Below are 25,941 nucleotides of genomic sequence, written 5' to 3'. Positions count from 1 at the left end.
ACCGGCGCGGTGTGTCGCGTTACTGCATGTGCTGGCCACCGTTGATCGCGATATTGGAGCCGGTCACGAAGCCGGCATCGTCCGAGCAGAGATAGAGCACGAGCGCCGCGACTTCCTCGGGCTTGCCGAGACGTCCCATCGGGATATGCGGCAGGACCTTCGTATCGAGGATCTCCTGCGGAATCGCGGTAACCATCTTGGTGGCCAGGTAGCCCGGCGAAATCGTGTTGACGGTGACCCCTTTGCGCGCCACTTCCAGTGCTAGCGACTTGGTGAAGCCGTGCATGCCGGCCTTGGCCGCGGCGTAGTTGGTCTGGCCGACCGAGCCTTTTGAACCATTGACGGACGAAATATTGACGATGCGCCCCCAGCCTCGTGCGACCATCTCTTCGCACAGCGGCTTGGTCATGTTGAAGACCGAATCGAGGTTCGTGCGAATGACCGCATCCCAGTTCACCTTGTCCATCTTCCTGAGGGTCATGTCCTGGGTGATCCCCGCGTTGTTGACCAGGATGTCGACCGGGCCGACCTCCGCCCGAATCTTGTCCGCGCAACGCAGGCATGAGTCGTAGTCGGCCACATCGACCGGGTAAGCGCGGAAGCTCCGGCCCTGAGTTTCCATGTCAGCCAGCCATTTGTCCGCACCGGTGTTGTTCGGCGAGTGCGTGACTACCACCGCATACCCTGCGTCGTGCAGTTTCGTACTGATCGCTTCTCCCAGGCCGCCCATGCCGCCCGTTACTACTACGATTCGTTTCGTCATCGTTTCCGTCCGTGATCGTAATGTCTGCGAGGATCGTAAATACACAATGGCCGTCTCGCACACCCCGCCATTGCTTTGCCACAAAGCGCTGCCGCCTCCAGCGTCGAGGGAGGAACGGCCGCGGCATTGATTGAACTGCGCGGGTTTTTATAGGCTTGTGGTATTGCGCGAATGGAGCCGGGTGCGTCAGCTCGCGGCGATATGCCGCGCCGGCGCACTGCTCAAAGATTCCCAGATGCCCCGAAAGGTGTTTCTCGCCTGCCAGTTCAGGTTGGCGAGTTTGTGTGCCCTTCAAACGCTTCGCTGGCGAGCGAAAGAAAAATCGACGCATTCGTTCGGCAGAATTTCAGCAAAACTTCGGACGAAAGGTCTCTCATTGCTTCTCCCTGGATTGATTTCGAACCCGCTTGCCCCGGAGACGACATGCGCAACGAATGTGCTGAATGTCGGTCGGAAACGATTCCGGAGCAAAAGCAAAAGTATTATTAGTAAGACTAAATAAACACTGCAAAAGCAGTTCGGCCCGGATCGCACTTCTGATCGTCGGTATTCGACAGTCGAATGACGGCACGGTGTTCATCATCGGGTCGCGGCCGATCAGTTGGCCATAACCCTCGTCAGGCCGGCCGTGCCGCTGACCGGATGCTTTGCCCGCTACTTCAACTGTCATGAAATGACATGACAATCGATTTTAGAACGTTCATTCTAACTTCAAATTGTTAAATTTTTGGGAAGAAGGGCTAGGTGAATACCCTATTCCGAAAGGTCGGCTGTCAGGGTCGTAGTCGAGCTAAGCCGACGTTTAAACGTCCGAATGAAGGACCCGAATGGCCAGCGATGATGAGCGCGCTCTCCGATTGCTTTATAGAGCACCCCAACAATGTCACGACAATGGCCCAAATGACAGGACACTGCAGTGAGCACCGCGGGATTGAATCATTGCATGGTATGCAAGAAATGACAATTCAGCCGACCCTATCAGGCACTCCTGCCTAGGCCCGGGCGGCTCGCTGCACGAGAGGGCGGCTACCCAGGTAGCGTCGCTCGTCCTCGGCGCGTGCTGTAGAGGAATGGCGAACACTGCGGCGTAGCTAGAACACCGTTCGCACGCGAGCGTAAGATGGAAGCGATTGATCGATGAGTTTCAAGGAGGCGTCATGAAGGCGGTGTGCCCGCTTCACGGGCCAACGACCATCGTCGGTACGAACGCGTATGGATTTCCGATCTATGCGTGTTGCCGCGAAGACGTTCCTTATGCCAAGCCGCCGGACGCCTGTACGCGTGAACCGGCGCAACGCGGACAAGAATCGAAGCAGCCACCGCGGCAGCCTCGGGCAAACAAGGAACCGCGCTGACGTTCGCGGGCAACGTCATACCCGCAGCGAAACCTTATCGGCTCCAGTTGCAGTCGATCAACGCCTCAACGAGGCGCTGTCAGGTCGATGCCGAGCGGCTCTTCACTTGCGAAGCGCCGCAGTAGCACGATGCTCCCCCGTACCGCCTCCAGCAGCGGCCGCCCGGAAGCAAGGTGCCAGCGCACATCCGCATGTCTTTCCACCTACCATTCGAAGGTCGCGGCAAACGCGCGGGCGCAGTCACGCGCGGGCGATTCGTCCTTGACGGACAAGACGATACATTCGCCGCGGCGAAGCGCGAGAAACTGAGCGCATGTCCGCACCACATCGTCGAAAGTCAGACCCAGCGAGATGCCGCCGTGATGAATCGCGAAGCGATCACGCACATGGCGGCAGCGGATGTCGAGGACCCGCACGCCATGGTGCAACTGATCTTCGAGCGTGGCATGCTGCGTGCGCGCGAGCCAGTCATCGACCGTGTAGGCGCAGGTGTCGTGGCTGCCCGTCAAGGTCAGTGCGGACAGCAAGCGGCTGCCATCGATGGCAGACATCCAGTCAGCCGGCGAAACGGTGTGATCAGTCAGGGCAGGGCGCAAGAAAACCTCTGGATAAGCAAAGCGTCCGCTGCAGCGGCGGGTTGAAGTCGGAGCCCCCTACGCTCATCAGTTCGCCCCAGTCGATGCCATTCTCGGTCACATAACCCGCCATGGCGAGCGGCAGCGTGAAATGACTCGGCGACGAGACGAACAGCAGCGCCAGCAGAAACTCGTTCCACGCGATGATGAACACGAAGATGGCGGTGGCAACGAGACCTGGCGCGCACAGCGGCACGACGATGAAGACGATGCGCTGCGCGAGGTTCGCGCCGTCGAGCGCCGCGGCCTCCTCGAATTCGATCGGCACGTCGCGCGCGAACGGCAGCAACATCCAGATCGCCATCGGCAGCGCGTACAGCTGATAAGCGAGTATCAGCCCAAACAGCGAATCGAGCAGATGGAGCCACTTGGCCAGCGAAAACAGCGGTACGGCCACTGTAATCGGCGGCATCAGCTTCAGTGTCAGCACGAGCAGCAGGAACAGCAGATCGAGGCGCGCGGGAAACGCAAGCCGCGCGAGGGCATAAGCGGCCGGAAAAGCCAGCGCGAGCGCGAGCAACGTGGCGCCTGGCGCGACCCACACGGAGTTCAGCACCGACTGTGCCATGCCGCTTTGCCGACTTCAGCGAGCGAGGTCACGCTCGTGAACTGGATCGTATTGACGAAACTCGTGCCGAACTCGCCGTCCGCAATGACCGATCGATAGTTGGCGAGCCCGATGAACGAGCGATGCCCCGACGCGTAATTCACGGGGAAAACGAATCGATCAGCACGCGCGCCACCGGGTAGAGCGCCAGCACGCCGAGCACGAGCGCGGCTGGACTCATCACGACGATCAGCGGCAGATAACGTCGCAACCCGCTCATCGACTCTTTCCCACGCTTGTCAGCGCTGTCACTGCAATGCGGCGTTGGCCTGGGCGATCTTCTGCGCCGCCTGATGCAAGACTGCGCCGGGCGCGGCCTGCCCCGTCAGCGCGAGTTGCAACGCGTCGCCGAGAATTGCCTCGATCTGCTGCCAGTCTTTTCACGCGAGGCCGCGCACGGCCCGCTTCGAGCGCCTTCAGTTGGTCCGGGTCCCCGCGATATTGCTTGACGAGCGTCGGATTGACGAAGAAGCTCTTGCGCGTCGGCGGAATGCCGGGCACGCGCGGAGGCAGGCGAACAGGGTCGTCCGCTGGATCATTGAAGCCATGGCTCTTGAAGCTGATCATCGCGCGGGTTGGTCCATTGAACCGCCGCACAAACCCGCGAAGCGATGCGGACACAATGCTTCGGATGACGAATGAGCGAGAGGAAGAAGGCCGCTAATCTCGCGGACCATAGCCATCGCTCTCACTATGGACAAACCGCGTCCGGCGGCGCGCGCGGCAAGTTTTTTCCGCTCTGCACCATGAAATCCGTAGGGACCCGCTCATCGTTTGTACCGATTGAGCGTTGCGAGGTCCGTGAATATTGTTGTGTGCGCATTCTTCAAATGCTGCGATGTGGCGGGCAAATGTTGCTCAACGATCCTTTCGAATCGGAGATGCATGATGTCCAGGAACAATATGTGGCGGAACCTTCATTGCGTCGTCGCGACGGGGATGGCAGCGGCGGGGCTAGGTCTGGCGGCGGGCGCCCATGCCGCGGCAGAGCCGATCAAGATCGGCGTGATCAGCGAAGAATCCTCGGTGGCGGGCGCTTCGATCAGCAAGGCGGCGCAACTCGCCGCGGACCAGATCAACGCCAGCGGTGGCGTCGATGGCCGGCCCATCCAGATCGTCGCGTACGACGACCATTCATCGGCTTCGGACGGCGTGCGCGCCTTCCAGCGCGCAGCGACTCAGGACAAGGTAGTCGCTGTGATCGGCAGCTACATCAGCGAAGTGGCGCTCGCGATGGAGCCGTGGTCGGGACGCCTGAAGATGCCCTTCATCACTCCCGGCGCGGCTAGCAACGACATTTCGAAGCACGTTCACGACGACTACGACCACTACAAGTACACGTTCCACGGCTGGATGACGTCGGCGTTCATCGCGCAGTCCATCTGCGACTTCTCACACGACGTTCTGGTCGGCCAGTTCAAGATGAAAACGACGGTCGTCATGAGCGAGGACGCGGCGTGGACCAAGCCGCTCGACGAACGCTACCTCGAATGCCTGCCCAAAGCGGGACTTCAGGTGCTCGATCACATCCGCTTCAATCCTGACACTTCCGACTTCACGCCGATCTTCAACCAGATCGAGGCGAAGCACCCCGACACGATCACCACCGGCATCAGCCACGTTGGCGTGCAGCCGACCGTGCAATGGCACGACCAGCAGGTGCCGATCCCGATGTCGGGCCAAAGCTCGCAGGCCACGACCACGAGCTTCTGGAAGGACACGAACGGCGCGACGGAAGGCGTGATCACGGCCTCGGCCGCGGCGCCGGGCGTGGCGATCACGCCGAAAACGGTACCTTTTACGGATGAGTATCAGAAGAAGTTCGGCGTCTCTCCGGCGTATTGCGGCTTCACGAGCTACGACCTCGTCTACATCGTCGCGGACGCGATCAGGCGCAACAAGGGTTCGACCGATCCGGACCAGATGGTCGACGCACTCGAGAAAACCGACTACGTGGGCACGATTGGACGCTGGCAGTTCTACGGCAAGAGCGATCAGTTCACGCACGCGCTGAAGTACGGGCCCGGCTATATCACGGGCATCGACCTGCAATGGCAAAACGGCAAGCAGGTTGCGATCTGGCCCAAGTCGATTGCCAACGGCGTGATCAAATTCCCGACCTTCATCAAGGTGCAGCAGGCAAGCGCGAACTAGCAGCGCGAAGATCGCGACGGTCCGGACCCGCGCATAGCGAAGGCCCGGACAGCGCACGCATCGACACCTTAACCAACATGAAAGGCCGGGCATGTTGCTACTGCAGATTCTCGTCGACGGCTTTGCAATCAGTTCCCTCTACGCGCTGGGCGCGATCGGTTTCACGTTGATCTTCGGCGTCTCCGGCATCTTGAATCTCGCGCACGGCGGCGTGATGCTGGTCGCGGCGCTGATGGGCTGGATGCTCGCGGGCGAGGCGGGACTTGGCACCTATCTCGGCACGCTGCTCGGCGTGTTGGCGGGTCTCGTGACGGCCTTCGTCACCTACCTGATGGTGGTGCGGCCCATTCAACGCTCGGCCGCAATTCCCGGCGAAGAGAAGGAAATCTTCGTGCTCACCGGCACGCTGCTGTGGGGCATCATGATCCAGCAGGGCATGGCGTGGCTCTTCACCGACAACCCGGTGACGATGCGCCCGCTGATCAGCGGTGTGGCGATGGTCGGCAGCGTGCGCGTGCCGTTCAACGAAATCATGATCGCGGTGGTCTGCTGGGCGGTGATCGGCATGTTGTGGCTGTTCGTGAACCGCACGCGCGCGGGCAAGGCGCTGCTCGCGGCTTCGATGAACCCTCGTGGTCTCACGCTGCTCGGTTTCGAACTCTCCCGAATCTATCTTCTCGCGTGGAGCATCTATGGGGTGCTGGCCGGCGTCGCGGGCGTGCTGCTCGCTTCGTTCCTCGGCGTGAGCACCAACAATGCCGGGCAGCTCACGGCCAGCGCATTCTCCATTGTGGTGCTGGGCGGGCTCGGCAGCGTGTCCGGTTCGCTGATGGCCGCATATGTCGTCGGTTATCTGGAAACCATGACGGCCTATCTGGTCGCGCCGACCCTGCGGCCGCTGCCCGCGTTGCTGCTGCTGGTGCTCGTGGTGTATGTAAGACCCCAGGGCTTCCTGGGACGCCGCTAACAGTGCGAATGGAGCGTACCACCATGTCCGTTCTTCTCCGTTCGCGTGGCGCATGGATTGCCGTTGCGCTCGCCGCGATGGCGGCGACGCTGCCGTGGTGGCTTTCGGGCTACATCCTCGGCGTGCTCACGGTTGCGTATTACTTCGGCGTGTTCGCCATGTCGTGGGACCTGTTGTTCGGTTTTGCCGGCGAGGTCAACTTCGGGCCGACGTTCCTGATCGGACTCGGCGCCTATTCGGCCGCGATCCTCGACGCCAGATGGGGTCTGCCCATACCCGTTTGCGTGCTCGCTGGCGGCGTCGTCGCGCTGGTGGGCGGCCTGCTGCTGGCGGTGCCCGCGCTGCGGTTGCGCGGTCCTTACTTCGGGCTGGTTACGCTCGTGGCCGTGCTGCTGCTGCAGAACGCCATCGTGATCTTTGCGGGCATAACTGGCGGCGAGATCGGCATGATGGTGCCGGACGTGATGTCGGTCGATGCGAACCATAACTACTGGATCGCGCTCGCGTTCCTGATCGTTTGCGCCGTCCTGCTGTTCGGCCTGTCGCGTTCGGCAGTCGGTCTGATCCTGCAGGCAAGCGGCCAGGACGCGACCGGCGCGCAGGCGCTGGGTTTCAATGTCACGCGACACAAGCTCGTGGCGTTTTGCATCAGCGCCGTTTTCTCCGGTGTGGCCGGCGCGATGCTGGTGTTCTACCAGGGCACGGCCTCCGTGAGCACGGTGGTGGATCTCAGCGTGGGAGTACAGATCATCATCGCGGCCGTGCTCGGCGGACGCCGCACGATACTCGGCGCGGTGCTCGGCTCGATCTTCCTGATCGTCGCCGGCGAGTTTCTGCGCCCGCTCGGCCAGCTCAACACATTCGTCGTCGCGGCGGTCGCACTGGCGGCGCTGCTGTTCTTTCCAGACGGTCTGCTCGGCAACCTGCTGCGTGCGAGGGAGCGCCAATGAACGACACGCCGCTGCTCTCCGTACGCGGACTGACCAAGCGCTTTGGCGGTCTCGTCGCCGTCAGGGATATCGGCTTCGACATCCGGCCCGGCGAGATTCTGGGCCTGATCGGACCAAACGGCTCGGGCAAGTCCACCGTCATGAAGCTGATCATGGGCATCGAGCGGCCCAACGCGGGGTCGGTCAAGGTGAATGGCGTGGAGATGGCCGGCTGGGCGCCGCACCGGATCGCGCGCGCGGGCGTGGGCATCGTGTTTCAGCATTCGCGGCCGCTCCATCGGCAGACGGTGCTGGAACACATCAAGCTCGCGCTGCTTCCTGATTCGCTGGTCAAGCTGGCCGCCGAACCCCACGTGCACCAGCGCGCGCAGGAAATTGCCTCGCGTGTGGGCCTTGCCGCCGTCATGCATCGGCATCCCGCGACACTGCCATTTGCGGATCTGCGCCGCATGGAGATGGCCAAAGCGATTGCGCGCGACCCGCAGGTCGTGCTGGTGGACGAGCCGTTCGCGGGACTGACGGTGGCGGAATCGGAGGCGTTTTCCGAGCTGATTCGCGGCTTTCGCGCCGAGGGCCGCGCGGTGCTGCTGGTCGATCACAACGTCAAAAGTCTGTCCGCGCTCGCCGACCGCGTGCTCGCGATGTACCTTGGCGAGCATGTCGCCGAGGGCACCGCCGAACAAGTGATGCAGAACGAGACGGTGCGCCGGGTTTATCTGGGCGGCAAGCTGGAGTTGCGCCAGCGCACCGGAGCCGCGGGCATTGCCAGGTCGACGATCCTCGAAGTGACCGGTGTGCGTGTGCTATACGACAAGGCGTGCGCACTCGACGACGTCAGTCTGCAAGTGCGCGAGGGCGAGTTCGTATCGGTTGTCGGTCTGAACGGCGCGGGCAAGACGACGCTTTTCAACGCGCTGTCGGGCCTCGTGCCGTACAAGGGGACGATTCGCTTCGACGGGCGCGATCTGCGCGGTAGCAGCGGAGCCGCGATCTCGCGCGCCGGCCTCGTGCAATGTCCGGAAACGCGCGAGCTATTCGGCGACATGACGGTACGCGAGAATCTCGCACTCGGCGGATATCGTCTCGCCGATACGGTGCGCGCCAAACAGCTGTCGTGGCTGTTCGATCTCTTTCCGATCCTGAAATCGCGCCAGGGCCAAACCGCGCGCACGCTTTCCGGCGGCGAGCAGCAAATGCTCGCGATCGCGCGCGCGCTAATGTCTCAGCCGAAGCTGCTGATTCTCGACGAACCGACATTGGGGCTCGCGCCCGTGATTCTCGAACAATTGTCGAAAGCGCTGGATTCGCTGCAAAAGTCCACGCCCATTACCGTACTGCTGGGCGAGCAGAACGTCAGGTTTGCGCTGCCGCATGCGGACCGTGTCTACGTGCTCGAACATGCACGCATCATCTGGGAGGGCAGCGCTTCGCGCTTCGAGGCTGAGATGGGGCACGGCTTTCTCGAGGCGGCGCCTACCGGTGAGCCCGACGCCACGACCTCCGGCGACGCGCGCAGCTAAGGCCAGCAGCGGCGGGCGAGCCCGTAGCGCGGCATCAGGACAGGGACGCAAAGCGAAATCGACCCGCCGCCTTCGTCAACAGACCGGTCTGCTCGGTCAGCGACGCGGCCGCGGCGGCTGCCTGCTCGACCAGCGCGGCATTTTGCTGCGACATCTGGTCCATCTGCGTAATCGCCCGATTGACTTCCTCGATGCCATCGCTCTGTTCGGCCGAGGCCGTCGCGATGTCGCTCATGATCGACGTGACGCGGCTGACGGCCGTCTGTACTTCGCCCATGGTTTCACCGGCCCGACCGACCAGGCGCGAACCGTCCGCGACGCGGGCTGTCGACGCGTCGATAAGCTCCTTGATTTCCTTCGCCGCTGTCGCTGAGCGCTGGGCGAGATTGCGCACCTCGCCAGCGACGACGGCAAAGCCACGTCCTTCCTCTCCGGCGCGAGCAGCCTCGACAGCCGCATTCAACGCAAGGATGTTGGTTTGAAAGGCGATGCTTTCGATCACGCCAATGATCTCGCCCATCCTCTTCGCACCGTCGTGAATGTCGCTCATCGCGGCGATGACCTGACGCACCACGTCCGCACCCGCACCGGCCGTCGCCTTCGTCGCGTCGGCCAGCTCGCGCGCTTCACGCGCGTGCGCGGCGTTCTCCGTGACGGCATTGGTGAGTTGCTCCATGCTCGCCGCCGTTTCCTCGATGGACGCCGCCTGCGACTCGGTGCGCGCCGACAGGTCCGCGTTGCCGGCCGAGATCTGCTGGGTCGCGGATGCGATCGACTCGCTGCCGCGCGCGATCTGTTCGATCATCGTGCCGATGTCCTTCTGCATCTGCCCGACGCTTCTGACGAGGCGACCCATTTCGTCATCACTGTCGAAGCGCAATTGCTGCGACATGTCACCCTGAGCGAGTCGCTCGACATGGCGCACCGTCATATCGATCGGGCGCGCGATTGCGCGAAGCAGCGTGAAACCGCAGGTGACGCAGGTCAGAAGACCGACGGCAATCGCGATTCCGGTGATTGTCACGAGGGTGTCATAGCGGTCCTGTGCCGTCTTGTAACGCACATTGCCCTGCTCGTTGCGAAACTTGTCCAGATCCGCGGTCTTCTGCGTGAGAGCCGCCGACAGCGGTGGCATCAAGACCATCGCATCGTGGTCGGCGGCTTCATGATCGCCACGGCTCATCGCGTCCATCATCGGCTCGAGTGCGCCCTGCAGCATCGCTTCACGGGCGTCGGCCACGGCCTTCGACAAGGCCGCCTCGGCCTCGGAAACGGGCAGTGCGCGGTACTCTTTCCAGGCCTTGTCGGAGACCGCAAGATAGTTGCGCGCCTTATCGATGAGCGCGGCTCTGTCCGCTGCTTCCGGGTGCAGCAGCACGCGGTCGAGCGTGGTACGCACTACCGTCAGGTTCAGGTTGGACTTGCCGAGCGCGGTTGCGGCAGCCACGTCGTTCGTGTACGCCTGCGCAACGGCATGGTTTGAACCACGCATGCCGGCAATCCCCAGCACGCCGGTCACCGTCAGCAGGAACCCGAGCAAGGCGAGTGTGGCGAGAAGACGGAACTTGATGGTCAGTTTCATGCTGATTTCGGTGGAGTGAGATGTCTCTGCATTAACGGCACCGACCCGGAAAAGTTCAGTTCTAGCGATGATTCGACGAGCCGTCGAGAACCGCGGCGGCTTCGGTCGTCGGTGCCGGCGGGATCGCTGGTTGCGCGGCAGGAACAGATGCGTGGGAGTGAGGCGTATTGCTGCGATCGAGCACCGCGCGCGCCAGGTTCCTGTCGAGTTGCCCCTCCCAGCGAGCGACGACGACGGTGGCAACGCCATTGCCGATCAGGTTCGTGACTGCGCGCGCCTCGTTGAGAAAGCGGTCCACGCCGAGCAGCAGCACGAGGCCTTCCACGGGAATCTTGTGCATCGAGGCGAGCGTCGCGGCCAGTGCGACGAATCCCGCCCCGGCCACACCCGCAGAGCCCTTCGACGTGAGCAGCAGTACGCCGAGCACGAGCAACTGGTCCCAGATGCTCAGGTGGACGTTCATCGCCTGGGCGATGAACAAGGCCGCCATCGTCAGATAAATCGCCGTTCCATCGGCATTGAACGTGTAGCCGGTGGGCAAGACCATGCCGACCACTGGGCGAGCGCAGCCCATCGCCTCCATCTTGATCAGCATCTGCGGCAACACCGCTTCCGTCGACGCCGTGCCGAGCGTAATCAGAATCTCGTCCCTGATGTAGCGGAGAAACTTCCACAGCGATAGCCCGCACATTTTCATGACGAGGCCGAGCACGACGAACACGAAGAAGAACGAAGTCAGATACAGACAAAGCATCAACTCGCCGAACGATGCCAACGTGCCGATGCCGTATTTGCCGATGGTGAAGGCCATGCCCCCGAACGCGCCGATCGGAGCAACGTACATGACGATTCGCACGACGCCGAACATTCCTTGAAGGAACATGTCGAGCATGTCGACGAATGGCGCGGCACGAGGTCCGAGCTTTGCCAGCGAGATGGCGAGCAGGACTGAAAAGAAAATGATGGGAAGCATCTCGCCGTTGGCGAATGCCCCGACGATGCTATTCGGAACGATGCTCATGAAGAAGTCGAGCATGCCGTGTTGCTGCGCCGCGTGCGTGTAGGTCGAAATCGCGGCGGCATCGATCTGCGAGGGATCGATGTTCATTCCGCTGCCGGGTTTGATGACATTGACGACCACCATTCCCGCTATCAGCGCAATGGTCGACGCCAGTTCGAAATACAGGAGGGCTTTCACGCCAACCCGGCCCGCTTGATGAAGGTCGTTCATGCGCGCAATCCCGACCACGACCGATGCAAAGATGATCGGTGCAAGCAGCATCCGGATCAGCTTGATGAACAGGTCGCCGAGCGGTTTCATCTGCGAGGCGAGCTCGGGGTAGAAGTGGCCGAGCAGGACACCGGCCACGATCCCGATGAGGACCTGAACGTACAGCTTGGAAAGTGCTCTTCTTACTTTCGATACGGGCATGTCTGTCTCCTGTGCATGGCGTCTTCAAAGGGAAAATGCGGCCCTCCCACGCGGTAGCGTGGAAAGGCCGCATTGAGCCGGCTTCGTTCCGTCTTTATATAAGCCATTCAACCGGGAATATTGGTTGGTGCCGTTGCGAGCGCGCGTTATTCAGCCAACTTGCGCATCTCGGCGATGAGGTCGGATTTGCCTTCGAAGCCGATGCCGGGCAGCTCCGGCATCGTGATGTATCCGTTATCGACGCGAACGCCGTCGGGGAAGCCGCCGTATGGCTGGAACAGGTCCGGGTACGATTCGTTGCCGCCAAGTCCGAGGCCCGCCGCGATGTTCAGCGACATCTGGTGCCCGCCGTGGGGAATACAACGGCTACGCGACCAGCCATGCTGATGCAGCATGTCGAGCGTTCGCAGATATTCAACGAGGCCGTAGCTCAACGCGCAATCGAATTGCAGCCAGTCGCGATCGGGGCGCATGCCGCCGTAGCGGATCAGGTTGCGAGCATCCTGCATCGAGAACAGGTTTTCGCCAGTTGCCATCGGCTTGTCATAGTAGTTGCGCAGCGTCGCCTGCAACTCGAAGTCGAGCGGGTCGCCCGCCTCTTCGTACCAGAACAGGTCGTACTGCGACAGGGACTTCGCATACCTGATCGCCGTATCGAGGTCGAAGCGGCCATTGGCATCGACCGCGAGCTTCTGGCCGTCCTGCAGCACGCTGAGGATCGAGTCGATGCGTCGCAGGTCTTCGTCGAGCGAGGCACCGCCGATTTTCTTCTTCACGACCGTGTAGCCCCGGTCGATGTAGCTGCGCATCTCATCCTTGAGCTTCTCGTGGTCCTGGCCCGGATAGTAGTAGCCGCCCGCCGCGTAGACGAAGATCTTGCGGTTGGCCTGGCCGTTGCCGTGCCGTTCCGCGAGGAGCTGAAACAGCGGTTTGCCCGCGATTTTCGCCACCGCGTCCCAGACGGCCATGTCGATCGTGCCGATGGCGACGGACCGCTCACCGTGGCCACCGGGCTTCTCGTTGATGAACATCGTCGCCCAGATCTTGTGGGGATCGAGGTTGTCGCCGGAGTCGTCGACCAGCGAGGCAGGGGCGGCCTCGAGCAGGCGCGGGATGAAGCGCTCGCGCATCAGCTTGCCCTGGCCGTAACGGCCGTTCGAGTTGAAGCCGTAGCCGATCACCGGCTTGCCGTCGCGAATGACGTCCGTGACGACCGCGACGAGACTCAAGGTCATTTTGCTGAAGTCGATGTAGGCGTTCCGGATCGGGGAGCTGATCGGAATGGTTTTTTCGCGGATTTCAACGATTCTCACGCCACTGTCTCCAAGAGTTGAACGGTTATTGAGCCACGCCGGCTTCAATGTGGTGCATAGCTTAGCCGCGAAAGAGCTTGCTAGAATTCACTTACGTTCACTACATATTTCACCAAAAGTGAGTACTGCCCCCGCATCCGACTTTGAGTTCTTCATTCTCCTTGCGAAACTCAGGAGCATGTCCGGCGCCGCCCGGGCGCTCGATCTGAGTCCGCCAGCGGCGACCAAGCGGCTGGGGATCATCGAGCAGCGGCTCGGCGCGCGTCTGGTCAACCGGACCACGCGCAGCGTCAGCCTGACGCCCGAGGGCGAGACCTATCTGCGCTACGCGTCCCAGATCGTCGGGCAGGTCCGCGAGATGGAGGAGGCCATATCCGGCGCCAGACGCGATCCGCATGGGCCGTTGCGCATCAACGCGACGCTCGGTTTTGGCAGGACGACCATCGCACCGCTCGTCTCCGACTTCGCAAAGCGTTTTCCGAATGTCGAAGTTCAGTTCGAGGTGACAGACCGGCCGGTCGATCTCGTCGAAGGGGCCTTCGACATGGCGATACGGTTCGGCGAGCTACCCGACAGTCGCCTGAGCGCGAGGCGCATCATGAGCAATCGCCGTTTTCTTTGCGCGTCCCCGAAGTATCTGGAACGTTTTGGAACGCCCGAGCGGGTGGAGGACCTGCACCAGCATCGCTGCATCATTCATCGGCAGAACGATGACGCTTATGGCGTGTGGCGCTACATCGTGAACGACCACATCGAGGCGATCAAGGTGAAAGGCGCGCTATCGAGCAATGACGGCGACATTGCCCTTCGGTGGGCGCTCGACGGTCATGGGATTCTGATTCGCTCTGAATGGGATCTGGCGAAGTATTTACAAAGCGGGCGCCTTAAGCTGGTGCTGCCGAATACTGTGCTGCCGTCCGCGGACCTGTTCGTCTATTACCCCAGGCAGCGCAATCAGACCGCGCGGGCGCGCGCCTTCATCGACTTCCTCGTCGATCATTTTCACGCACCGTTCACACCGGTCGACGCCATCGTCGAAGTTCCGGAAAGGAAGAAGTGGGTCTCGCGAAAGTGACGTTCATGTCGCGAGGACAGCGCTCGTGAAAAACCGCCGCAAGAATGGCGACCATTGTTGGGTATGCGCGAACGTCACGCCGGTGATTGAAGGCGGCAAGACCGTCGGCTATCTGAGCGTTCGTACCAAGCCTTCGCGCGACGAAGTGAAGCTTGAAGCGTGAGTCGTCGCTTACGGTCGCTCGATGATCGTTCCCTTTCGGGGCGAACCGCTCGGATCGTAGTGGAGGTCTAGCGCATCAACGACGGATTTTTTTCCAGCGGCTCGATCTTTGCAGTCAACCTAGTTCGAACGAACTCACCCCGAACACGCGTTGCACGGGAATGGCCGGCGGGGCGCGAGTGTACATTCGCGCCGTTTCGAACGCGCTAACCATGCCGTAGCGTTCAGCGAGCGCTACGGCGGCCGCGTTGACCTCCGGGACGTCGAACGCGATGACTTCGCCTGCGACGCTCGCGACCAGTCCGTCGAACAGATCGTTGGCAATCCGTGCGTCGTCGGCAAAGAGCGGACCGATCTTGTAGCCGGTCCCGCAACGGCGCAGCACGCCGTACCCCCTAATATGAGCGTTGCGCACATCCGCCAGGGCCAGCGCCTGTGGTTGCGCGATCCAGTCCGCCAGGAAGCGGGGACGGGCGGTCGAAAAACATACCCTGTCGTAGGCAACCAGTTGCGCGAACGGTACCTCCCGCGCGTTCGTCAGGTTTGGCCTCGACGCAGCTTGCACGATGCCCTGGAAGCGGATGTTGCGATAGGCGGGCTGGAAGCCGGATTTTTGATAGTTCTGCTGCTGGGCAACGACACCATCGAGGCCGATCGTACGATCTCCGAGATAGCGCATCGCGTGCTGCCAGGTGCGCAGACCGAAACCCCTGGCGCGAAACGCCGGCTTGACGATGTAGAGGCCAATGAAACCGAAGCGCTCATCGTAGGCGACTGCCGAGATACATGCCACCGGCTCCCCGCGCCAGGTACCGACGAAAAAGCCATTGGGGTCCGCATTCCAGAAGCACCTCGCGTCGTCGAGGCCCGGATTCCACCCCTCTGCCGCAGCCCATTCGACCGCCAGATCCACCTCGCGGAACGACATGTTGCGCACAAGGAAATCGTCACGATCATCCATGATCAAATGCATCGACGTGATTGGCTACAACGTCTACGCAGGCGTGAAGACGACAGCGCCCTGCTCGGAAACTTGCGCGAAGGTCCGAGCGAAGCGGTAGGCCTGTCCTTCAATGACCAATTGGTTGAATCCTGACCGCGTGGTCTCCAGAAGCGCGTGGACCAGCTTGTTCGGAATGGCCGCGCAGCTTATCCAGTCCGCGTCTGGCTCGCCAGGATCACCAAGGTAGACTTCGCTGTTTTCGCCTTGAGAGAGCACAAAAATCAGGCTCTTTCCTTTGTCTAGCGAAAGCTCCAGGTACTCTGAAAGCGTAGATACCGCCTCGGTCGCTACATCGAGCGGGTCGCGAGAGGAAGAGTTCATAAGTGGCCTTTTGTGGGTGGGGCGTGGCATCCAATTAGGTAACAAGACATGGCACACCTGGAAGCCGATCAGACCGGCAACTGGCCGGGCGCACCATCCAGAATGCGGAGCTTGTCGTCGATGTCGGGAAGCTGATGGCCAGCCGCGCGAAGCTCGTTCACAAGCCGATGCGCAGTTGCACAACACTGCGCAAGCGTCTCATGCAGTCGCGGTTCGCCCCGCAAACCGGTCACCACCTTTTCCAGCTCGGAGGGGGGCTCGCTTAGCAGGGCGGGAACCACCTCTTCCGGCGGAATCAGCGACCCGTGGCTCAAAAGCTGGGCCGTCCACTCGCATCCATACAGCAGCGTCCGTCGCTCAGCCCGTTTCGCTTCTTCCTGCTCCAGAGTCGCAAGACTGTGCCGGTTCTTGTGAATCGAAGCGCGCCAGGTCGCAAGTATGTCGGCGCGCAACGCTGCAATTGCATTGCCGAGCGACGTGCTCTGTCCGCCAACGACGAGCCGGCGTTCGTCAAGCCTGTCGACGTGGTCCCGGTATCCTTCGAGGAAGGGCTGCCAGTTCAAGGGCAATTCGGTCGTCTCGGAGAACGACCGGCTGGTCTCATTGAGCTCGGTCCTGATGTCCTCGATGGCCCGAGCGTCGGCAAGCCGTGCCTCATAGACCTCGTGAGCCGTCACCATCTGGCGATGAAGGGCGAAAAGGGGATTCTTGTGGCGGCGTTGCAGGTGTCGCTCGGCGGCGCCGGGATGAGCGCTCCATCTCCAGTTGGGCAGCGATTTCGCGTCGAAGTCGACCGCGTCTATCATGGGCCGGAATACCGCCAGCCCCTCTTCGGTCGCATGGTGAAAACAGTCGGCCAGTTTGAAGTCGTTGCCTTGCAGGTAGGTGCCTTCGTTCCCGCCATAAGGCGAGTCCGGTGCGAGCCGGAGGAAGGCAGTAGCGAGGAAAAATTCCATGGGTAGCTCGACGGACAGACCCTCCAGTCGGAAGGTGCGCTGTTGAGCGGAAAGGTCCTCGACAGAATGCGCGAGGCGGTTTTCGAGATCGAGGAGCGAGTCGATCTTGTCGCCGGACGACGGTTGCATCGCGTCGGCGAGCAGGCACAAAGACTCACGCACCATTTTTGCCGCGATCGTGCCGTGCTTCTCGGCGAAAAGCCACAACCAGAGGGCAAGCTGATACCCCCGGACTCCGTTTCGCGCGAGCGTTTCGACTTCGGGCGCAAAAGTAATTCCAGGCGCGGCCCAGTTCGCAAACGGTGGCGAGTCGCTGCCCAGGTACATATCCAGAAGCTGCTTCAACGACTCGTGCGTGCCGCTCGGCCAGCTTCGCGTCTCGTCGTACCGCTTCTCGGTCTTCCAAAGTTTCCAGGCCATCGTGAACCTCGCAAGAGTGTGCGGGATGCGGCTTGGTGAAGATACTTGCACACTCGGTCGGGGGCGTAAACCGGCGGTTGACCTTGTCGACCCGGAGAGGTCGCCGCGGTGCGAAAGGGGTTTAAAGCGGGTCAAAACGCTATGAGGATCAATCGGCTTTTGGTCGATCGGTGCCGCCATAAGTCAGGCTTTCTCGGCCTGCGCGATCCTGGACTGGCGCGACTCGGAAACGGCGTCTGGGCGCATTCGAATCCCGCGGCTCGTGGTCGGTCGAGGTTTCGCTCACGCGCGGTTAGTACTAGGCTAGAAGCCGGATCGACGAAGACCGGCTGACGCGCGAACCATCCACGGTCGCGTTGGCCCGTGTTCGACGTGTTTTCATCGGCGTGTTGCCGCAATGGAGCGAGGTCCACCATGCAATTGTCCGCCGTCAAGGTCGTCAAGCCCGAAGCGACCAACTTCATTCTCGGGCAAAGCCACTTCATCAAATCTGTCGAGGATATTCACGAAGCGATGGTCGGCACGGTGCCCGGCATCAAGTTCGGTCTCGCGTTTTGCGAGGCTTCCGGCAAGCGCCTCGTGCGGCGCTCCGGCACGGACGAAAGCCTCGTCGAGATGGCATGCCAGAACGCAACCAACGTCGGCGCGGGCCATAGCTTCTTCGTGTTTCTGGGCGACGGCTTTTTCCCCGTCAACGTGCTGAACACGATCAAGGCCGTGCCGGAGGTCTGCCGCATCTTCTGCGCAACGGCGAATCCCGTCGAAGTGCTGATCGCTGAAACAGATCAGGGGCGAGGCATCGTCGGCGTGGTCGATGGTTTTTCGCCTGTCGGCACGGAAAGCGCGGAAGACATTCAATGGCGCAAGGATCTTTTGCGCACGATAGGCTACAAGCTGTAGCGGCTGCGCGTTCACAAGCTTCACGCGTGCCGCCGCGCCCGCCGACATCCTATGGAACGACAACGACGCCTGATTCCGGGCACGCTGTGGCCCGCCATTGTGCGACAGACCGGACATGCGCTGAGCTGCGGCGCGCTGCGACCGATCGACACGCAACAGTCCGTGATCGACAGCGGCGGCATCCGCTTTCTCGTGCGTCAGGTGTCGAGCCTGACGCGCAAGGAACAGCAACGCGAGCAAGCGCGAAAGCAGCAGACGGCAAAGCACCTTCAGGCGAACCCATTTCTTCCCTGTGAGCCGGATCTGTTCGTCGCCGACATCTCCGATACTCACCTCGCGTTGCTGAACAAGTTCAACGTGATCGATCATCATCTGCTGATCGTCACGCGCGAATTCGAACCGCAGGAAGCGCTGCTCGATCTTGCCGATTTCGAAGCGCTGCTCGCGTGCATGGCCGAATTCGACGGCATCGGCTTTTACAACGCCGGCACGCAGGCGGGCGCGAGCCAGCCGCACAAGCACCTGCAGATCGTGCCGCTGCCGCTCGGGGAAGCCGATCCGTCCGTGCCGGTCGAGCCCTTGCTAGGTGCGGAGAACGGCCTGCCGGATCTGCCGTTTCGGCATGCGTTCGCACGCTTTCACGCCGATGATCTGGCTCGCGCGGATGCGCCGAAGCTGGCGCTTTCCCGCTATCGCACGCTGCTCGAAGCGGCGGATATCGGCGCGCTCGAAATCGACCGTGCGTGCTGTCATGCGACGCCCTACAACCTGCTGGTCACGCGGCGCTGGATGTTGCTCGTGCCGAGATCGCAAGAGCGAGTCGAAGGCGTGTCGGTCAACGCGCTCGGCTTTGCGGGTTCGCTGTTCGTGCGCGATGCGGCTCAACTGGATGTGATCGAAAGGCTCGGGCCCATGACGGTATTGGAACGCGTCGCGCTGCCTGCGAATACATAGCGACCGCGCAACCCGATCGCGCAGCAGAAACTCACGCGACGAACTCAAGCACCGTCCGACTGCAAATACCTGTGCGCGAAAGCAATCGCCATGCTGCCCTCGCCGACGGCCGAAGCGACGCGCTTCACAGGACTCAGTCTCACGTCTCCGCACGCGAACACGCCAGCCACGCTCGATTCGAGCAGATAAGGATCGCGCTGATGCGACCAGCGTCCGGCCTTGACGACGTCATCGCCGGTCAGAACGTAGCCGCGCACATCGCGCGCGATTTCGGGCGGCAGCCACTCCGTCTGCGCATCCGCTCCGATGAAGACGAACAGACCGCCGCAGTCGTGTCGGCTCACTGCGTCGCTCGTCGAATCGCGAACGGTGATGGCCGTCAAATGTGTATCGCCATGCGCGCCGACGACTTCCGAGCGCAGCCGCACCGCGACATTCGATTTGCCCGCTAGCTGTTCGACGAGATAGCGCGACATGCCCTTTTCGAGCGAATCGCCGCGCACGACGAGCGTCACGCTGCGCGCATGATTGGCGAAATACAACGCCGCCTGGCCGGCCGAATTGCCGCCGCCGATCAGATGGACATCGAGGCCGTGCGTCGCGCTCGCTTCGCTGCGCGCCGCGCCGTAGTAAATCCCCTTGCCGATAAAGCGGTCGAAGCCGTCGATCGCAAGCCGCCGCCATGTGACGCCCGTCGCGAGAATGATGGTTCGAGCGTGCACGGCGTCGCCGCCATCGAGATGAATCCGCCGCGCCTGCACATCGATGCGCTCGACCGAGCGCGTCACGAGGATCTCCGCGCCGAGCCGCCGTGCCTGCTGCAGCGCGCGGCTCGCGAGTTCGTCGCCGGAAACGCCATTGGGAAAGCCGAGATAATTTTCGATGCGCGAGGACGTGCCCGCCTGTCCGCCCGGCGCCTCGCGCTCCAGCACCAGCGTGCGCAGACCTTCCGACGCGCCGTATACCGCCGCAGCCAGCCCTGCGGGGCCGCCGCCGATGATCGCGGTGTCGTATCCGGCCAGACGCGGCTGCGTCTGGAGGCCGAGCAGTCCCGCAAGCTCGCGGGTCGCAGGCCGCCTCAGCACCGTGCCGTCGACGAGGCGCAACGCGGGGCACTCGCCTTCCGCCGGACACGTGCCAGGCCAGCGCGCGGCCAATTCGGGCGCATCCGGCGCCAGCCAGTCGACGCTGATCTGATTGCGCGCGAGGAACTGACGCAGCAGCGTGCACGCATTGTCCCAACGGTTGCCGACGATCGTCACACGCGCCTTCGGCGGCTCGGCGGAAAGGCTTTGCAGCCCGCCGATGCGTTCGCGAGCAAGCGCCCCCATCTTGAACGCCACCTCGGGCGACGCCGCCGCGAGCGCATAGTATTGCGGCGCGTCGAGCCGCATCACGCGCGAAGCCTCGGCCGCTCGATACGCGCCCGGAAACGGTGAGCTCAGCGCGAGCGGCACTTCGCCGAAGATCGTGCCGGGCAGACGCCAGCCCAAGGTTCGCTCGATGCCGTCGAACGTCTTGATGACTTCCATCTTGCCCGACAGCACGGCGTATAACGCGCGCTCGCCGCCTTCATGGACCGCGAACTCGCCCGCGCATAGATGCAGGTCGGCGCACGCGTGCACGAGATTTTCCAGTTCGCTGTCGGGGAGGGTCGAGAACAGCGGCACGGCGCGGATGTCGTCGATCGTCAGCATGGCTTGGTTTTCCGTTCTGTCAGGCAGATGACGTAACGCGCGGTCCACCGGGTTTCAGCGGCGTCATGTCGGACGATTGGGCTCGCGCAAACGGATGTGCAGACAAGGCGCGAAGTCAGCAACCGCACCGACCCAGTATAGGATTTTCAGATCGCGATGCAGACGATCGAGCCATGGGTGCGCTTCTGAAAGACCTAAGATGGATGAACGGCCGCGGTATGAATGCCGTATTTCGTCGCTGCCATGCAACCGGTACCAGGCGATCAGCGTGGAGGTGCGCAATGGAGTTTCGATGGGTGCGAATGGTGTGTCTGGCGACGTACGTGTGTGCCAGCGCGCAAGGATGTCTGGCCGCGGATTCATCGGCGGCGCTCGCGGCTCCTGTCGCGCCGCCGGTCGTCTATGTCTCCGATTTCGATCTCGACGCCGCGAACATCGCCCCTGACAGCGGGCCAGGCCACCGCGCGCGAGGCATCCTGGGCAATCTCGTGCCTGAGGGCCCGCTGCGTCAGCAGCAGGATCCGCAGGCGCGTGCGCGAGACATGGTTGTGCTGATGGCGCAATCTCTGACGGACGATCTGAAGAAGGCCGGAGTAGACGCGCGCCGCGTCACGCCTGGTGAACCGCTGCCCCACGGCGGCTGGCAGGTGCGCGGCGTTTTTCTCAGTGTCGATGAGGGTAATCGGCTGCGTCGCGCGATGGTGGGTATGGGCGCGGGCCAAAGCCAGTTTCAGGTCGCGGTTTCCTGCGATAACCTGGCGACGCCGGAGTTACCGCCGCTCTATGAAACTGTTGAAGAGGGGGCGAGCAGGGATATGCCGGGCGCCGTGATCAAGCTCAACCCGTACGTGATCGCCGCGAAGGTCGTGCTGTCCGGCCGCGATGAAAAGACGGCGGTCAGGAAAAGCGCGGAGCAGATCGCTGACGAACTCGCGCGACGGCTTCAGACGGGGGCAAGGGAGGCCGGCAGCGCAGCCCCCGCCCGATAGGCGGCCGAAGCCGCCCGCTCAGCAGCCCGTCTGCTTGACGCGCTCGACCGCGAGGCCGAACACCGGACGCAGCTTCGTGCCGACCACGTTGCCCAAAAATGCCGAGACGAGCCACAGCCAGCCGTGCAGGCTGCCCGACACAATGCCGCTGAAGTAGGCGCCGATATTGCAGCCGTACGCGAGGCGCGCGCCGTAGCCAAGAATCAGTCCGCCGACGATCGCCGCGATCAGCGAGCGCAGCGGCAGGCGCCACACCGGCGCATAGCGGCCGGCGAGCGAAGCGGCGACCATCGCGCCGATTACGATGCCGATGTCCATTACCGACTTCACGTCGTGGCTGATCGGTGCGGCAAGGGCGGCCGCGTTCGGGCCGGTGCTCCACACATGCCAGCTCGCGACGTCGACGCCCATCGCGGAGAACGCCTTCGCGCCCCACAGCGCGAACGCCGACGTGATGCCCCACGGATGGCCCGACAGCGCGAGCGTCACGAAGTTGAGGATCGCGAGCACGACGCCGCCGGCGAGGAGCGGCCACGGGCCATGCAGCCACGGCGATGCGTTCGGGGCGCGATCCACGTCGCTGACGAGACGGCCGTGACGGCGCTTTTCGATCAGCACGGTCAGCGCGGCGATGGCCGCGAACACCACGAGGTTCAGCGCAATCGCTGGGCCGACGCCGAGCGTCTGCACGAGCGAGATCGGCGGCAGATGCGGCAGCGCGGACCAGAACGGCATGTGCGCGGTGCCGATCACCGAGCCGATGATGAATGCGATCAGCGTGACCACCATCCGCGTGCTGCCGCCGCCGACCGTATACAGCGTGCCGGAGGCGCAGCCGCCGCCGAGCTGCATGCCGATGCCGAACATGAACGCGCCGATCAGGACCGACGTGCCGACGGGCGACACTTCGCCGACGACCGGATGACCGAATAGCGTGCCGGCGGAAAGCGCCGGGAAGAACAGCAGCACGCCGATCGCGAGCATCAGCATCTGCGCGCGCAGGCCGGCGCCGCGGCCGTCGGCGATGAACACGCGCCATGCGGACGTGAAGCCGAACGCGGCGTGATAGAGCGTGACGCCGAGCAGCGCGCCGAGGACGTATAGCGCGGCCTGTTTCACGCTGACGGTCTGCGCGAGATAGATCGCGCCGAGCACGACCAGCGCGAGCGCGACGGCGAGCGGCTTCGGATTGATGTTGACGAGACGGCGGGGCGCGCTGAACGGCGTGGAGAGATCGGACATGATGAGCGGGGCGGACACGCTTGTCGCGCGAGGGCGGCACGCCTATGAAACGGCGGTCGCTGGCGCGTGAGGAGGGCCGCGAATAATCGTTTTTGGGAAAGCTCGCAAGTATACCGAAATGTCGCGTTGCGGCTGTTGCTCAGCAAGGCTCGCGCTGCTCGATGGCGAATCCGGGCGCGGGCGGTGCCGCCAGGCTGCAAGGCCCGCCGCACGGGGCTTGACGGTGGTCGACGGCGCTTGAAACCATTGACTTAATAACCTGCCGTAATAACGGTATTTCAAACTTGCATTGAATTCGTTATCAAGATGGAAGGCGACGGTGATCCCGTCCCAGTCGCGCAACAACATTTCGGGCCGAAATATCGACCAAATCAGCCACGGTCGTTAAGTGGCGACGAGGCGAACTGCTAACCTTCATACGCGGCGACTCACGCGTTTCCGGTCGGCTCCGCGGGTCGTTGGCAGCCGTTTCGCGCGAGCGTGGAAGGGGGATGTATGAGCACTCGAAGGCCATCTCTGCTGCGGCAATGTCCATCGCAACGCCGTCATGCAAGCGTGCGAATTTCATTTGCCATCGTCATTTCGCTGACCGGACTTGCCACGACGCACGTCGCGTACGCGGCGGGTACCCTGCCGCAAGGCGGGCATTTCGTCGCCGGCTCTGGAAGCATCACTCAGAACGATGCCAGCATGAGCATCACGCAAGCGGGCTCGCGCGGCATCATCGAATGGAACAGTTTTTCGATCGGATCGTGCCGCACGGTGTCGATCAACAACGGCACGGGCGCGACACTCAATCGCGTGACGGGTAACGATGTGTCGGCGATCTACGGCACGCTGAAGGGCACCGGCAGCATCTACCTCGTCAATCCGCATGGCGTGCTCATCGGGCCAGGCGGCGTGGTGTCGACGGGAGGGCGTTTCGTCGCGTCGACGCTCGACGTCCCCAACGATGTCTTTCTCAACCCGCCCGTGTTCGGTGGCTCGGGTTACACAGGCAGTTCCACGGCGGATGTAGTCAATCTCGGCAAGATCAGTTCGTCGGGTGGGGACGTGTTCCTGATATCGGCCAGCAAGGTCACGAACGCAGGGACGATCGATGCGCCGAACGGCAACGCCGAACTCGTCGCGGGCCGTCAGGTCCGGCTCTTCGACGGCCACTTTCAACAAGTCTTCGTGGAGGTGGGAAGCGGCGGCACGGTGACGAACTCAGGCACGGTACAGGCGGCGATCATCAATGTGCAGGCGGCCGACGGCAATATTTTCGCGCTCGCGGGTCATTCGGGCGCCCTGCGCGCCACCGGCACCGCGACGCGCGACGGCCACGTCTGGCTCGTCGCGAACACCACCGTCAATGGGGTCGTCGTCAACTCCGGCAACGTCGATGCGCGCGGGGCGCAAATCAGCGCGCGTAACGCGGACGGCAGCGGCGGCACGCTCGACATGTCCGGCAAGGACGTCAAGGTCGGCGGCGCGGATGTGCGGGCGAAAGCATGGAACATCACCACGGGGGACTTCACCGCGGACGTCCCCACCGCCAACACGCTCGGCGCAAGTCTGAGCAACGGCGCGTCCATCTCCGTGCTCGCGAACGGCGCGGACGGCAAGCTCGGGGCGACCGGCAAGGGAGACATCGCGATCGAAGCGAGCGTGCGCTGGCACGGAGCCTCCTCCCTGACGCTCGACGCGGCGCACTCGCTGACGATCGCACCGCAGGCGACCATCGCCAATAGGGGCACAGGCTCGCTCACGCTGTCCGCCGACACCTATGGTTTCGACAACGGCGGCAGTCTGACCAACCAGGGCACGATCGACTGGTCGCGAAGCATGGGCATCGTCAGCGGCCTGTACGACATGAACGGCAGCTACACGCCCGGCACCGTGTACACCAACGTATCGTGGCACCCCGCGCCGTTTACTGGGCTCGTCACGCAGTTCACGGCCTATCAACTCGTCAACTCGATGACGGACCTGAGCGCAGTGAATAACAACCTCGCCGGCAACTATGCGTTGGGCAGCAGGGGGCTGGAATTCGCGGGTGCGCCGGAGTTCGGAGGCATCGGCACCGCCGCGAATCCGTTCACCGGTCAGTTCGACGGCAGGGGGCACCTCCCCGCGGATCTGCGTCTCTCAAGCGCGGCCGATACCGGACTCTTCGGCGTGATCGGCAAGAGCGGCGTCGTGCGCAATTTCACGCTCGCGGACGGCACCGCGACATCCTCGGGAGAAACGGTTGGCTTGCTGGCCGGTATCAACTACGGATACATGGTGAACGTCGGCGCAACGGGCGCCATCGGTGCCTCGGGCAACACGAGCACAGTGGCCGGCGGTCTGGTCGGCGAGAACTTTGGACGCATCGAGCGCTCGTGGGCGGGCGTGAACATCAACGGCGCGGGCCAGATCGGTGGGCTCGTCGGCCTGAACGACGGTCGCATCGATCAGTCTTTCGCGATCGGCCGCGCAACAGCCGGTGCGCAAAGCACGGTCGGCGGACTCGTCGGCACGAACCATGGCGTCATCGGCCGATCGTATGCCTACGAATTCCTGAACGGCGGCGCAACTGTCGGCGGACTTGTCGGCATCAACACGGGCTTCATTCGCCAGTCGTATGCCGCTTCCAGACTCACGGCGGGCGCGAACTCTACGGAGGGCGGTATCGCGGGCACGAACAGCGGCCGGATCGCGGCGAACGTGTTCTGGAACAGCCAATCGTCGGGGGCGGCGGCGGGTGTCGGTTCGGGCACGGCGGTGGCCAGTTCGAGCGGACTCACGGACACCCAGTTGCTCGAGCCGGCGAGCTTCGGTCCGACGTGGGATTTCAGCGCGGACGGCACGTGGGTCGGGGGATATCCGGGGCCTCAGTTGCGCTGGCTGGCAGGGCACTGACATCGAGGGTCCGACAGAACCCGGCGCGGGCGCACTCGGCCTTCGGTGCCGCGATCAC

At 62.9% G+C, this 25,941-nt stretch carries 22 protein-coding genes and 2 pseudogenes; 10 read left to right on the top strand and 14 right to left on the bottom strand.

Annotated elements, in window-relative coordinates; all coding sequences use genetic code 11:
- Positions 1-19: 19 nt before the first annotated feature.
- The 5 genes and pseudogenes from phbB to OKW45_RS35890 all read right to left on the bottom strand — a co-directional run.
- Positions 20-763: an acetoacetyl-CoA reductase gene (gene phbB / locus OKW45_RS35910; RefSeq protein WP_429473579.1), complete on the bottom strand. Its 744-nt coding sequence runs from the start codon at positions 761-763 to the stop codon at positions 20-22.
- Between the two features lie 1,558 nt (positions 764-2,321).
- Entirely contained in the window at positions 2,322-2,669 is a 348-nt protein-coding gene (locus tag OKW45_RS35905) for a phosphatidylinositol-specific phospholipase C domain-containing protein (RefSeq protein WP_429473578.1), read from the bottom strand.
- Between the two features lie 100 nt (positions 2,670-2,769).
- Positions 2,770-3,285 (bottom strand): annotated as a pseudogene (locus OKW45_RS35900) (carbohydrate ABC transporter permease); the annotation flags it as partial.
- Between the two features lie 17 nt (positions 3,286-3,302).
- Positions 3,303-3,464, bottom strand: coding sequence for a hypothetical protein (locus tag OKW45_RS35895; RefSeq protein ID WP_429473577.1), 162 nt, complete (start codon positions 3,462-3,464; stop codon positions 3,303-3,305).
- A 144-nt stretch (positions 3,465-3,608) separates the two neighbouring features.
- A pseudogene (locus tag OKW45_RS35890) lies at positions 3,609-3,855 on the bottom strand (ABC transporter substrate-binding protein); the annotation flags it as partial.
- 393 nt (positions 3,856-4,248) lie between these two features.
- Between OKW45_RS35890 and OKW45_RS35885 the strand changes: the two are divergent.
- The 4 genes from OKW45_RS35885 to OKW45_RS35870 all read left to right on the top strand — a co-directional run bounded on the left by OKW45_RS35885 (position 4,249) and on the right by OKW45_RS35870 (position 8,951).
- Complete coding sequence (locus OKW45_RS35885) at positions 4,249-5,514, top strand: ABC transporter substrate-binding protein (protein ID WP_429473576.1); 1,266 nt, start codon at positions 4,249-4,251, stop codon at positions 5,512-5,514.
- Between the two features lie 91 nt (positions 5,515-5,605).
- On the top strand, positions 5,606-6,481 hold the full coding sequence (locus tag OKW45_RS35880; RefSeq protein WP_018422497.1) for a branched-chain amino acid ABC transporter permease: 876 nt from the start codon (positions 5,606-5,608) through the stop codon (positions 6,479-6,481).
- A gap of 23 nt (positions 6,482-6,504) precedes the next feature.
- On the top strand, positions 6,505-7,431 hold the full coding sequence (locus OKW45_RS35875) for a branched-chain amino acid ABC transporter permease (RefSeq protein ID WP_429473575.1): 927 nt from the start codon (positions 6,505-6,507) through the stop codon (positions 7,429-7,431).
- Positions 7,428-8,951, top strand: a complete 1,524-nt coding sequence (locus OKW45_RS35870) for an ATP-binding cassette domain-containing protein (protein WP_429473574.1) — start codon at positions 7,428-7,430, stop codon at positions 8,949-8,951. The genes OKW45_RS35875 and OKW45_RS35870 overlap by 4 nt, the downstream gene beginning before the upstream one ends.
- A 34-nt stretch (positions 8,952-8,985) precedes the next feature.
- Here the strand turns inward: OKW45_RS35870 and OKW45_RS35865 are convergent, their stop codons facing one another.
- The 3 genes from OKW45_RS35865 to OKW45_RS35855 all read right to left on the bottom strand — a co-directional run bounded on the left by OKW45_RS35865 (position 8,986) and on the right by OKW45_RS35855 (position 13,278).
- Positions 8,986-10,533, bottom strand: coding sequence for a methyl-accepting chemotaxis protein (locus tag OKW45_RS35865; protein WP_429473573.1), 1,548 nt, complete (start codon positions 10,531-10,533; stop codon positions 8,986-8,988).
- 61 nt (positions 10,534-10,594) lie between these two features.
- The gene (gene dctA / locus OKW45_RS35860) at positions 10,595-11,965 is read right to left on the bottom strand and encodes a C4-dicarboxylate transporter DctA (protein ID WP_429473572.1); all 1,371 of its coding nucleotides are present in this window, start codon (positions 11,963-11,965) and stop codon (positions 10,595-10,597) included.
- Positions 11,966-12,111: 146 nt separating this feature from the next.
- On the bottom strand, positions 12,112-13,278 hold the full coding sequence (locus tag OKW45_RS35855) for a mandelate racemase/muconate lactonizing enzyme family protein (RefSeq protein ID WP_429473571.1): 1,167 nt from the start codon (positions 13,276-13,278) through the stop codon (positions 12,112-12,114).
- A gap of 118 nt (positions 13,279-13,396) precedes the next feature.
- On the opposite strand from OKW45_RS35855, the gene OKW45_RS35850 reads away from it, so the two are divergent.
- Together OKW45_RS35850 and OKW45_RS35845 are read left to right on the top strand one after the other, a co-directional pair.
- Positions 13,397-14,353: a LysR family transcriptional regulator gene (locus OKW45_RS35850; protein WP_429474020.1), complete on the top strand. Its 957-nt coding sequence runs from the start codon at positions 13,397-13,399 to the stop codon at positions 14,351-14,353.
- Positions 14,354-14,378: 25 nt separating this feature from the next.
- A complete protein-coding gene (locus OKW45_RS35845; RefSeq protein ID WP_018422490.1) occupies positions 14,379-14,516 on the top strand; it encodes a hypothetical protein in 138 nt (45 codons plus the stop codon).
- A 114-nt stretch (positions 14,517-14,630) separates the two neighbouring features.
- On the opposite strand, the gene OKW45_RS35840 is transcribed toward OKW45_RS35845, so the two are convergent.
- The 3 genes from OKW45_RS35840 to OKW45_RS35830 form a co-directional block, all read right to left on the bottom strand.
- Positions 14,631-15,476: a GNAT family N-acetyltransferase gene (locus OKW45_RS35840; protein WP_429473570.1), complete on the bottom strand. Its 846-nt coding sequence runs from the start codon at positions 15,474-15,476 to the stop codon at positions 14,631-14,633.
- Between the two features lie 33 nt (positions 15,477-15,509).
- Positions 15,510-15,839 (bottom strand): hypothetical protein, encoded by a 330-nt coding sequence (locus OKW45_RS35835; protein WP_429473569.1) that lies wholly within the window; start codon positions 15,837-15,839, stop codon positions 15,510-15,512.
- 68 nt (positions 15,840-15,907) lie between these two features.
- Positions 15,908-17,215, bottom strand: a complete 1,308-nt coding sequence (locus OKW45_RS35830; RefSeq protein ID WP_429473568.1) for a tryptophan leader peptide — start codon at positions 17,213-17,215, stop codon at positions 15,908-15,910.
- Positions 17,216-17,629: 414 nt separating this feature from the next.
- Between OKW45_RS35830 and OKW45_RS35825 the strand changes: the two genes are divergently transcribed.
- Both OKW45_RS35825 and OKW45_RS35820 read left to right on the top strand, forming a co-directional pair.
- Complete coding sequence (locus OKW45_RS35825) at positions 17,630-18,115, top strand: adenosine-specific kinase (protein WP_018422486.1); 486 nt, start codon at positions 17,630-17,632, stop codon at positions 18,113-18,115.
- A 51-nt stretch (positions 18,116-18,166) separates the two neighbouring features.
- Positions 18,167-19,069, top strand: coding sequence for an ATP adenylyltransferase family protein (locus OKW45_RS35820; RefSeq protein ID WP_429473567.1), 903 nt, complete (start codon positions 18,167-18,169; stop codon positions 19,067-19,069).
- A gap of 44 nt (positions 19,070-19,113) precedes the next feature.
- Here OKW45_RS35820 and OKW45_RS35815 read toward each other — a convergent pair whose 3' ends face one another.
- The gene (locus OKW45_RS35815; RefSeq protein ID WP_429473566.1) at positions 19,114-20,766 is read right to left on the bottom strand and encodes an FAD-dependent oxidoreductase; all 1,653 of its coding nucleotides are present in this window, start codon (positions 20,764-20,766) and stop codon (positions 19,114-19,116) included.
- A 281-nt stretch (positions 20,767-21,047) separates the two neighbouring features.
- On the opposite strand from OKW45_RS35815, the gene OKW45_RS35810 reads away from it, so the two are divergent.
- Positions 21,048-21,755 carry a DUF4410 domain-containing protein gene (locus OKW45_RS35810; protein ID WP_429473565.1) on the top strand — a complete coding sequence of 236 codons (708 nt, stop codon included), beginning with the start codon at positions 21,048-21,050 and terminating at the stop codon, positions 21,753-21,755.
- Positions 21,756-21,773: 18 nt separating this feature from the next.
- On the opposite strand, the gene OKW45_RS35805 is transcribed toward OKW45_RS35810, so the two are convergent.
- Positions 21,774-22,997, bottom strand: coding sequence for a YeeE/YedE family protein (locus OKW45_RS35805; RefSeq protein WP_429474019.1), 1,224 nt, complete (start codon positions 22,995-22,997; stop codon positions 21,774-21,776).
- Positions 22,998-23,039: 42 nt separating this feature from the next.
- Positions 23,040-23,339, bottom strand: coding sequence for a hypothetical protein (locus OKW45_RS35800; RefSeq protein WP_429473564.1), 300 nt, complete (start codon positions 23,337-23,339; stop codon positions 23,040-23,042).
- 213 nt (positions 23,340-23,552) lie between these two features.
- Between OKW45_RS35800 and OKW45_RS35795 the strand changes: the two genes are divergently transcribed.
- Positions 23,553-25,883 carry a two-partner secretion domain-containing protein gene (locus OKW45_RS35795; RefSeq protein ID WP_429473563.1) on the top strand — a complete coding sequence of 777 codons (2,331 nt, stop codon included), beginning with the start codon at positions 23,553-23,555 and terminating at the stop codon, positions 25,881-25,883.
- Positions 25,884-25,941 lie beyond the last annotated feature (58 nt).

This window comes from Paraburkholderia lebeckiae, from assembly GCF_050436225.1.
Classification (GTDB): domain Bacteria; phylum Pseudomonadota; class Gammaproteobacteria; order Burkholderiales; family Burkholderiaceae; genus Paraburkholderia; species Paraburkholderia tuberum.
The sequence above is the reverse complement of the archived record's forward strand: the minus strand, read 5'-3'. Positions and strand labels throughout refer to the sequence as shown.

Bases quoted from the DNA above. Each gene is read 5' to 3' on its own strand.
- OKW45_RS35825 (WP_018422486.1), top strand. From the start codon at position 17,630: ATGCAATTGTCCGCCGTCAAGGTCGTCAAGCCCGAAGCGACCAACTTC.
- OKW45_RS35865 (WP_429473573.1), bottom strand. From the start codon at position 10,533: ATGAAACTGACCATCAAGTTCCGTCTTCTCGCCACACTCGCCTTGCTC.
- OKW45_RS35880 (WP_018422497.1), top strand. From the start codon at position 5,606: ATGTTGCTACTGCAGATTCTCGTCGACGGCTTTGCAATCAGTTCCCTC.
- OKW45_RS35810 (WP_429473565.1), top strand. From the start codon at position 21,048: ATGGAGTTTCGATGGGTGCGAATGGTGTGTCTGGCGACGTACGTGTGT.
- OKW45_RS35885 (WP_429473576.1), top strand. From the start codon at position 4,249: ATGTCCAGGAACAATATGTGGCGGAACCTTCATTGCGTCGTCGCGACG.
- dctA (WP_429473572.1), bottom strand. From the start codon at position 11,965: ATGCCCGTATCGAAAGTAAGAAGAGCACTTTCCAAGCTGTACGTTCAG.
- OKW45_RS35820 (WP_429473567.1), top strand. From the start codon at position 18,167: ATGGAACGACAACGACGCCTGATTCCGGGCACGCTGTGGCCCGCCATT.
- OKW45_RS35840 (WP_429473570.1), bottom strand. From the start codon at position 15,476: ATGGATGATCGTGACGATTTCCTTGTGCGCAACATGTCGTTCCGCGAG.
- OKW45_RS35830 (WP_429473568.1), bottom strand. From the start codon at position 17,215: ATGGCCTGGAAACTTTGGAAGACCGAGAAGCGGTACGACGAGACGCGA.
- OKW45_RS35815 (WP_429473566.1), bottom strand. From the start codon at position 20,766: ATGCTGACGATCGACGACATCCGCGCCGTGCCGCTGTTCTCGACCCTC.
- OKW45_RS35905 (WP_429473578.1), bottom strand. From the start codon at position 2,669: ATGTCTGCCATCGATGGCAGCCGCTTGCTGTCCGCACTGACCTTGACG.
- OKW45_RS35870 (WP_429473574.1), top strand. From the start codon at position 7,428: ATGAACGACACGCCGCTGCTCTCCGTACGCGGACTGACCAAGCGCTTT.
- OKW45_RS35835 (WP_429473569.1), bottom strand. From the start codon at position 15,839: ATGAACTCTTCCTCTCGCGACCCGCTCGATGTAGCGACCGAGGCGGTA.
- phbB (WP_429473579.1), bottom strand. From the start codon at position 763: ATGACGAAACGAATCGTAGTAGTAACGGGCGGCATGGGCGGCCTGGGA.
- OKW45_RS35805 (WP_429474019.1), bottom strand. From the start codon at position 22,997: ATGTCCGATCTCTCCACGCCGTTCAGCGCGCCCCGCCGTCTCGTCAAC.
- OKW45_RS35875 (WP_429473575.1), top strand. From the start codon at position 6,505: ATGTCCGTTCTTCTCCGTTCGCGTGGCGCATGGATTGCCGTTGCGCTC.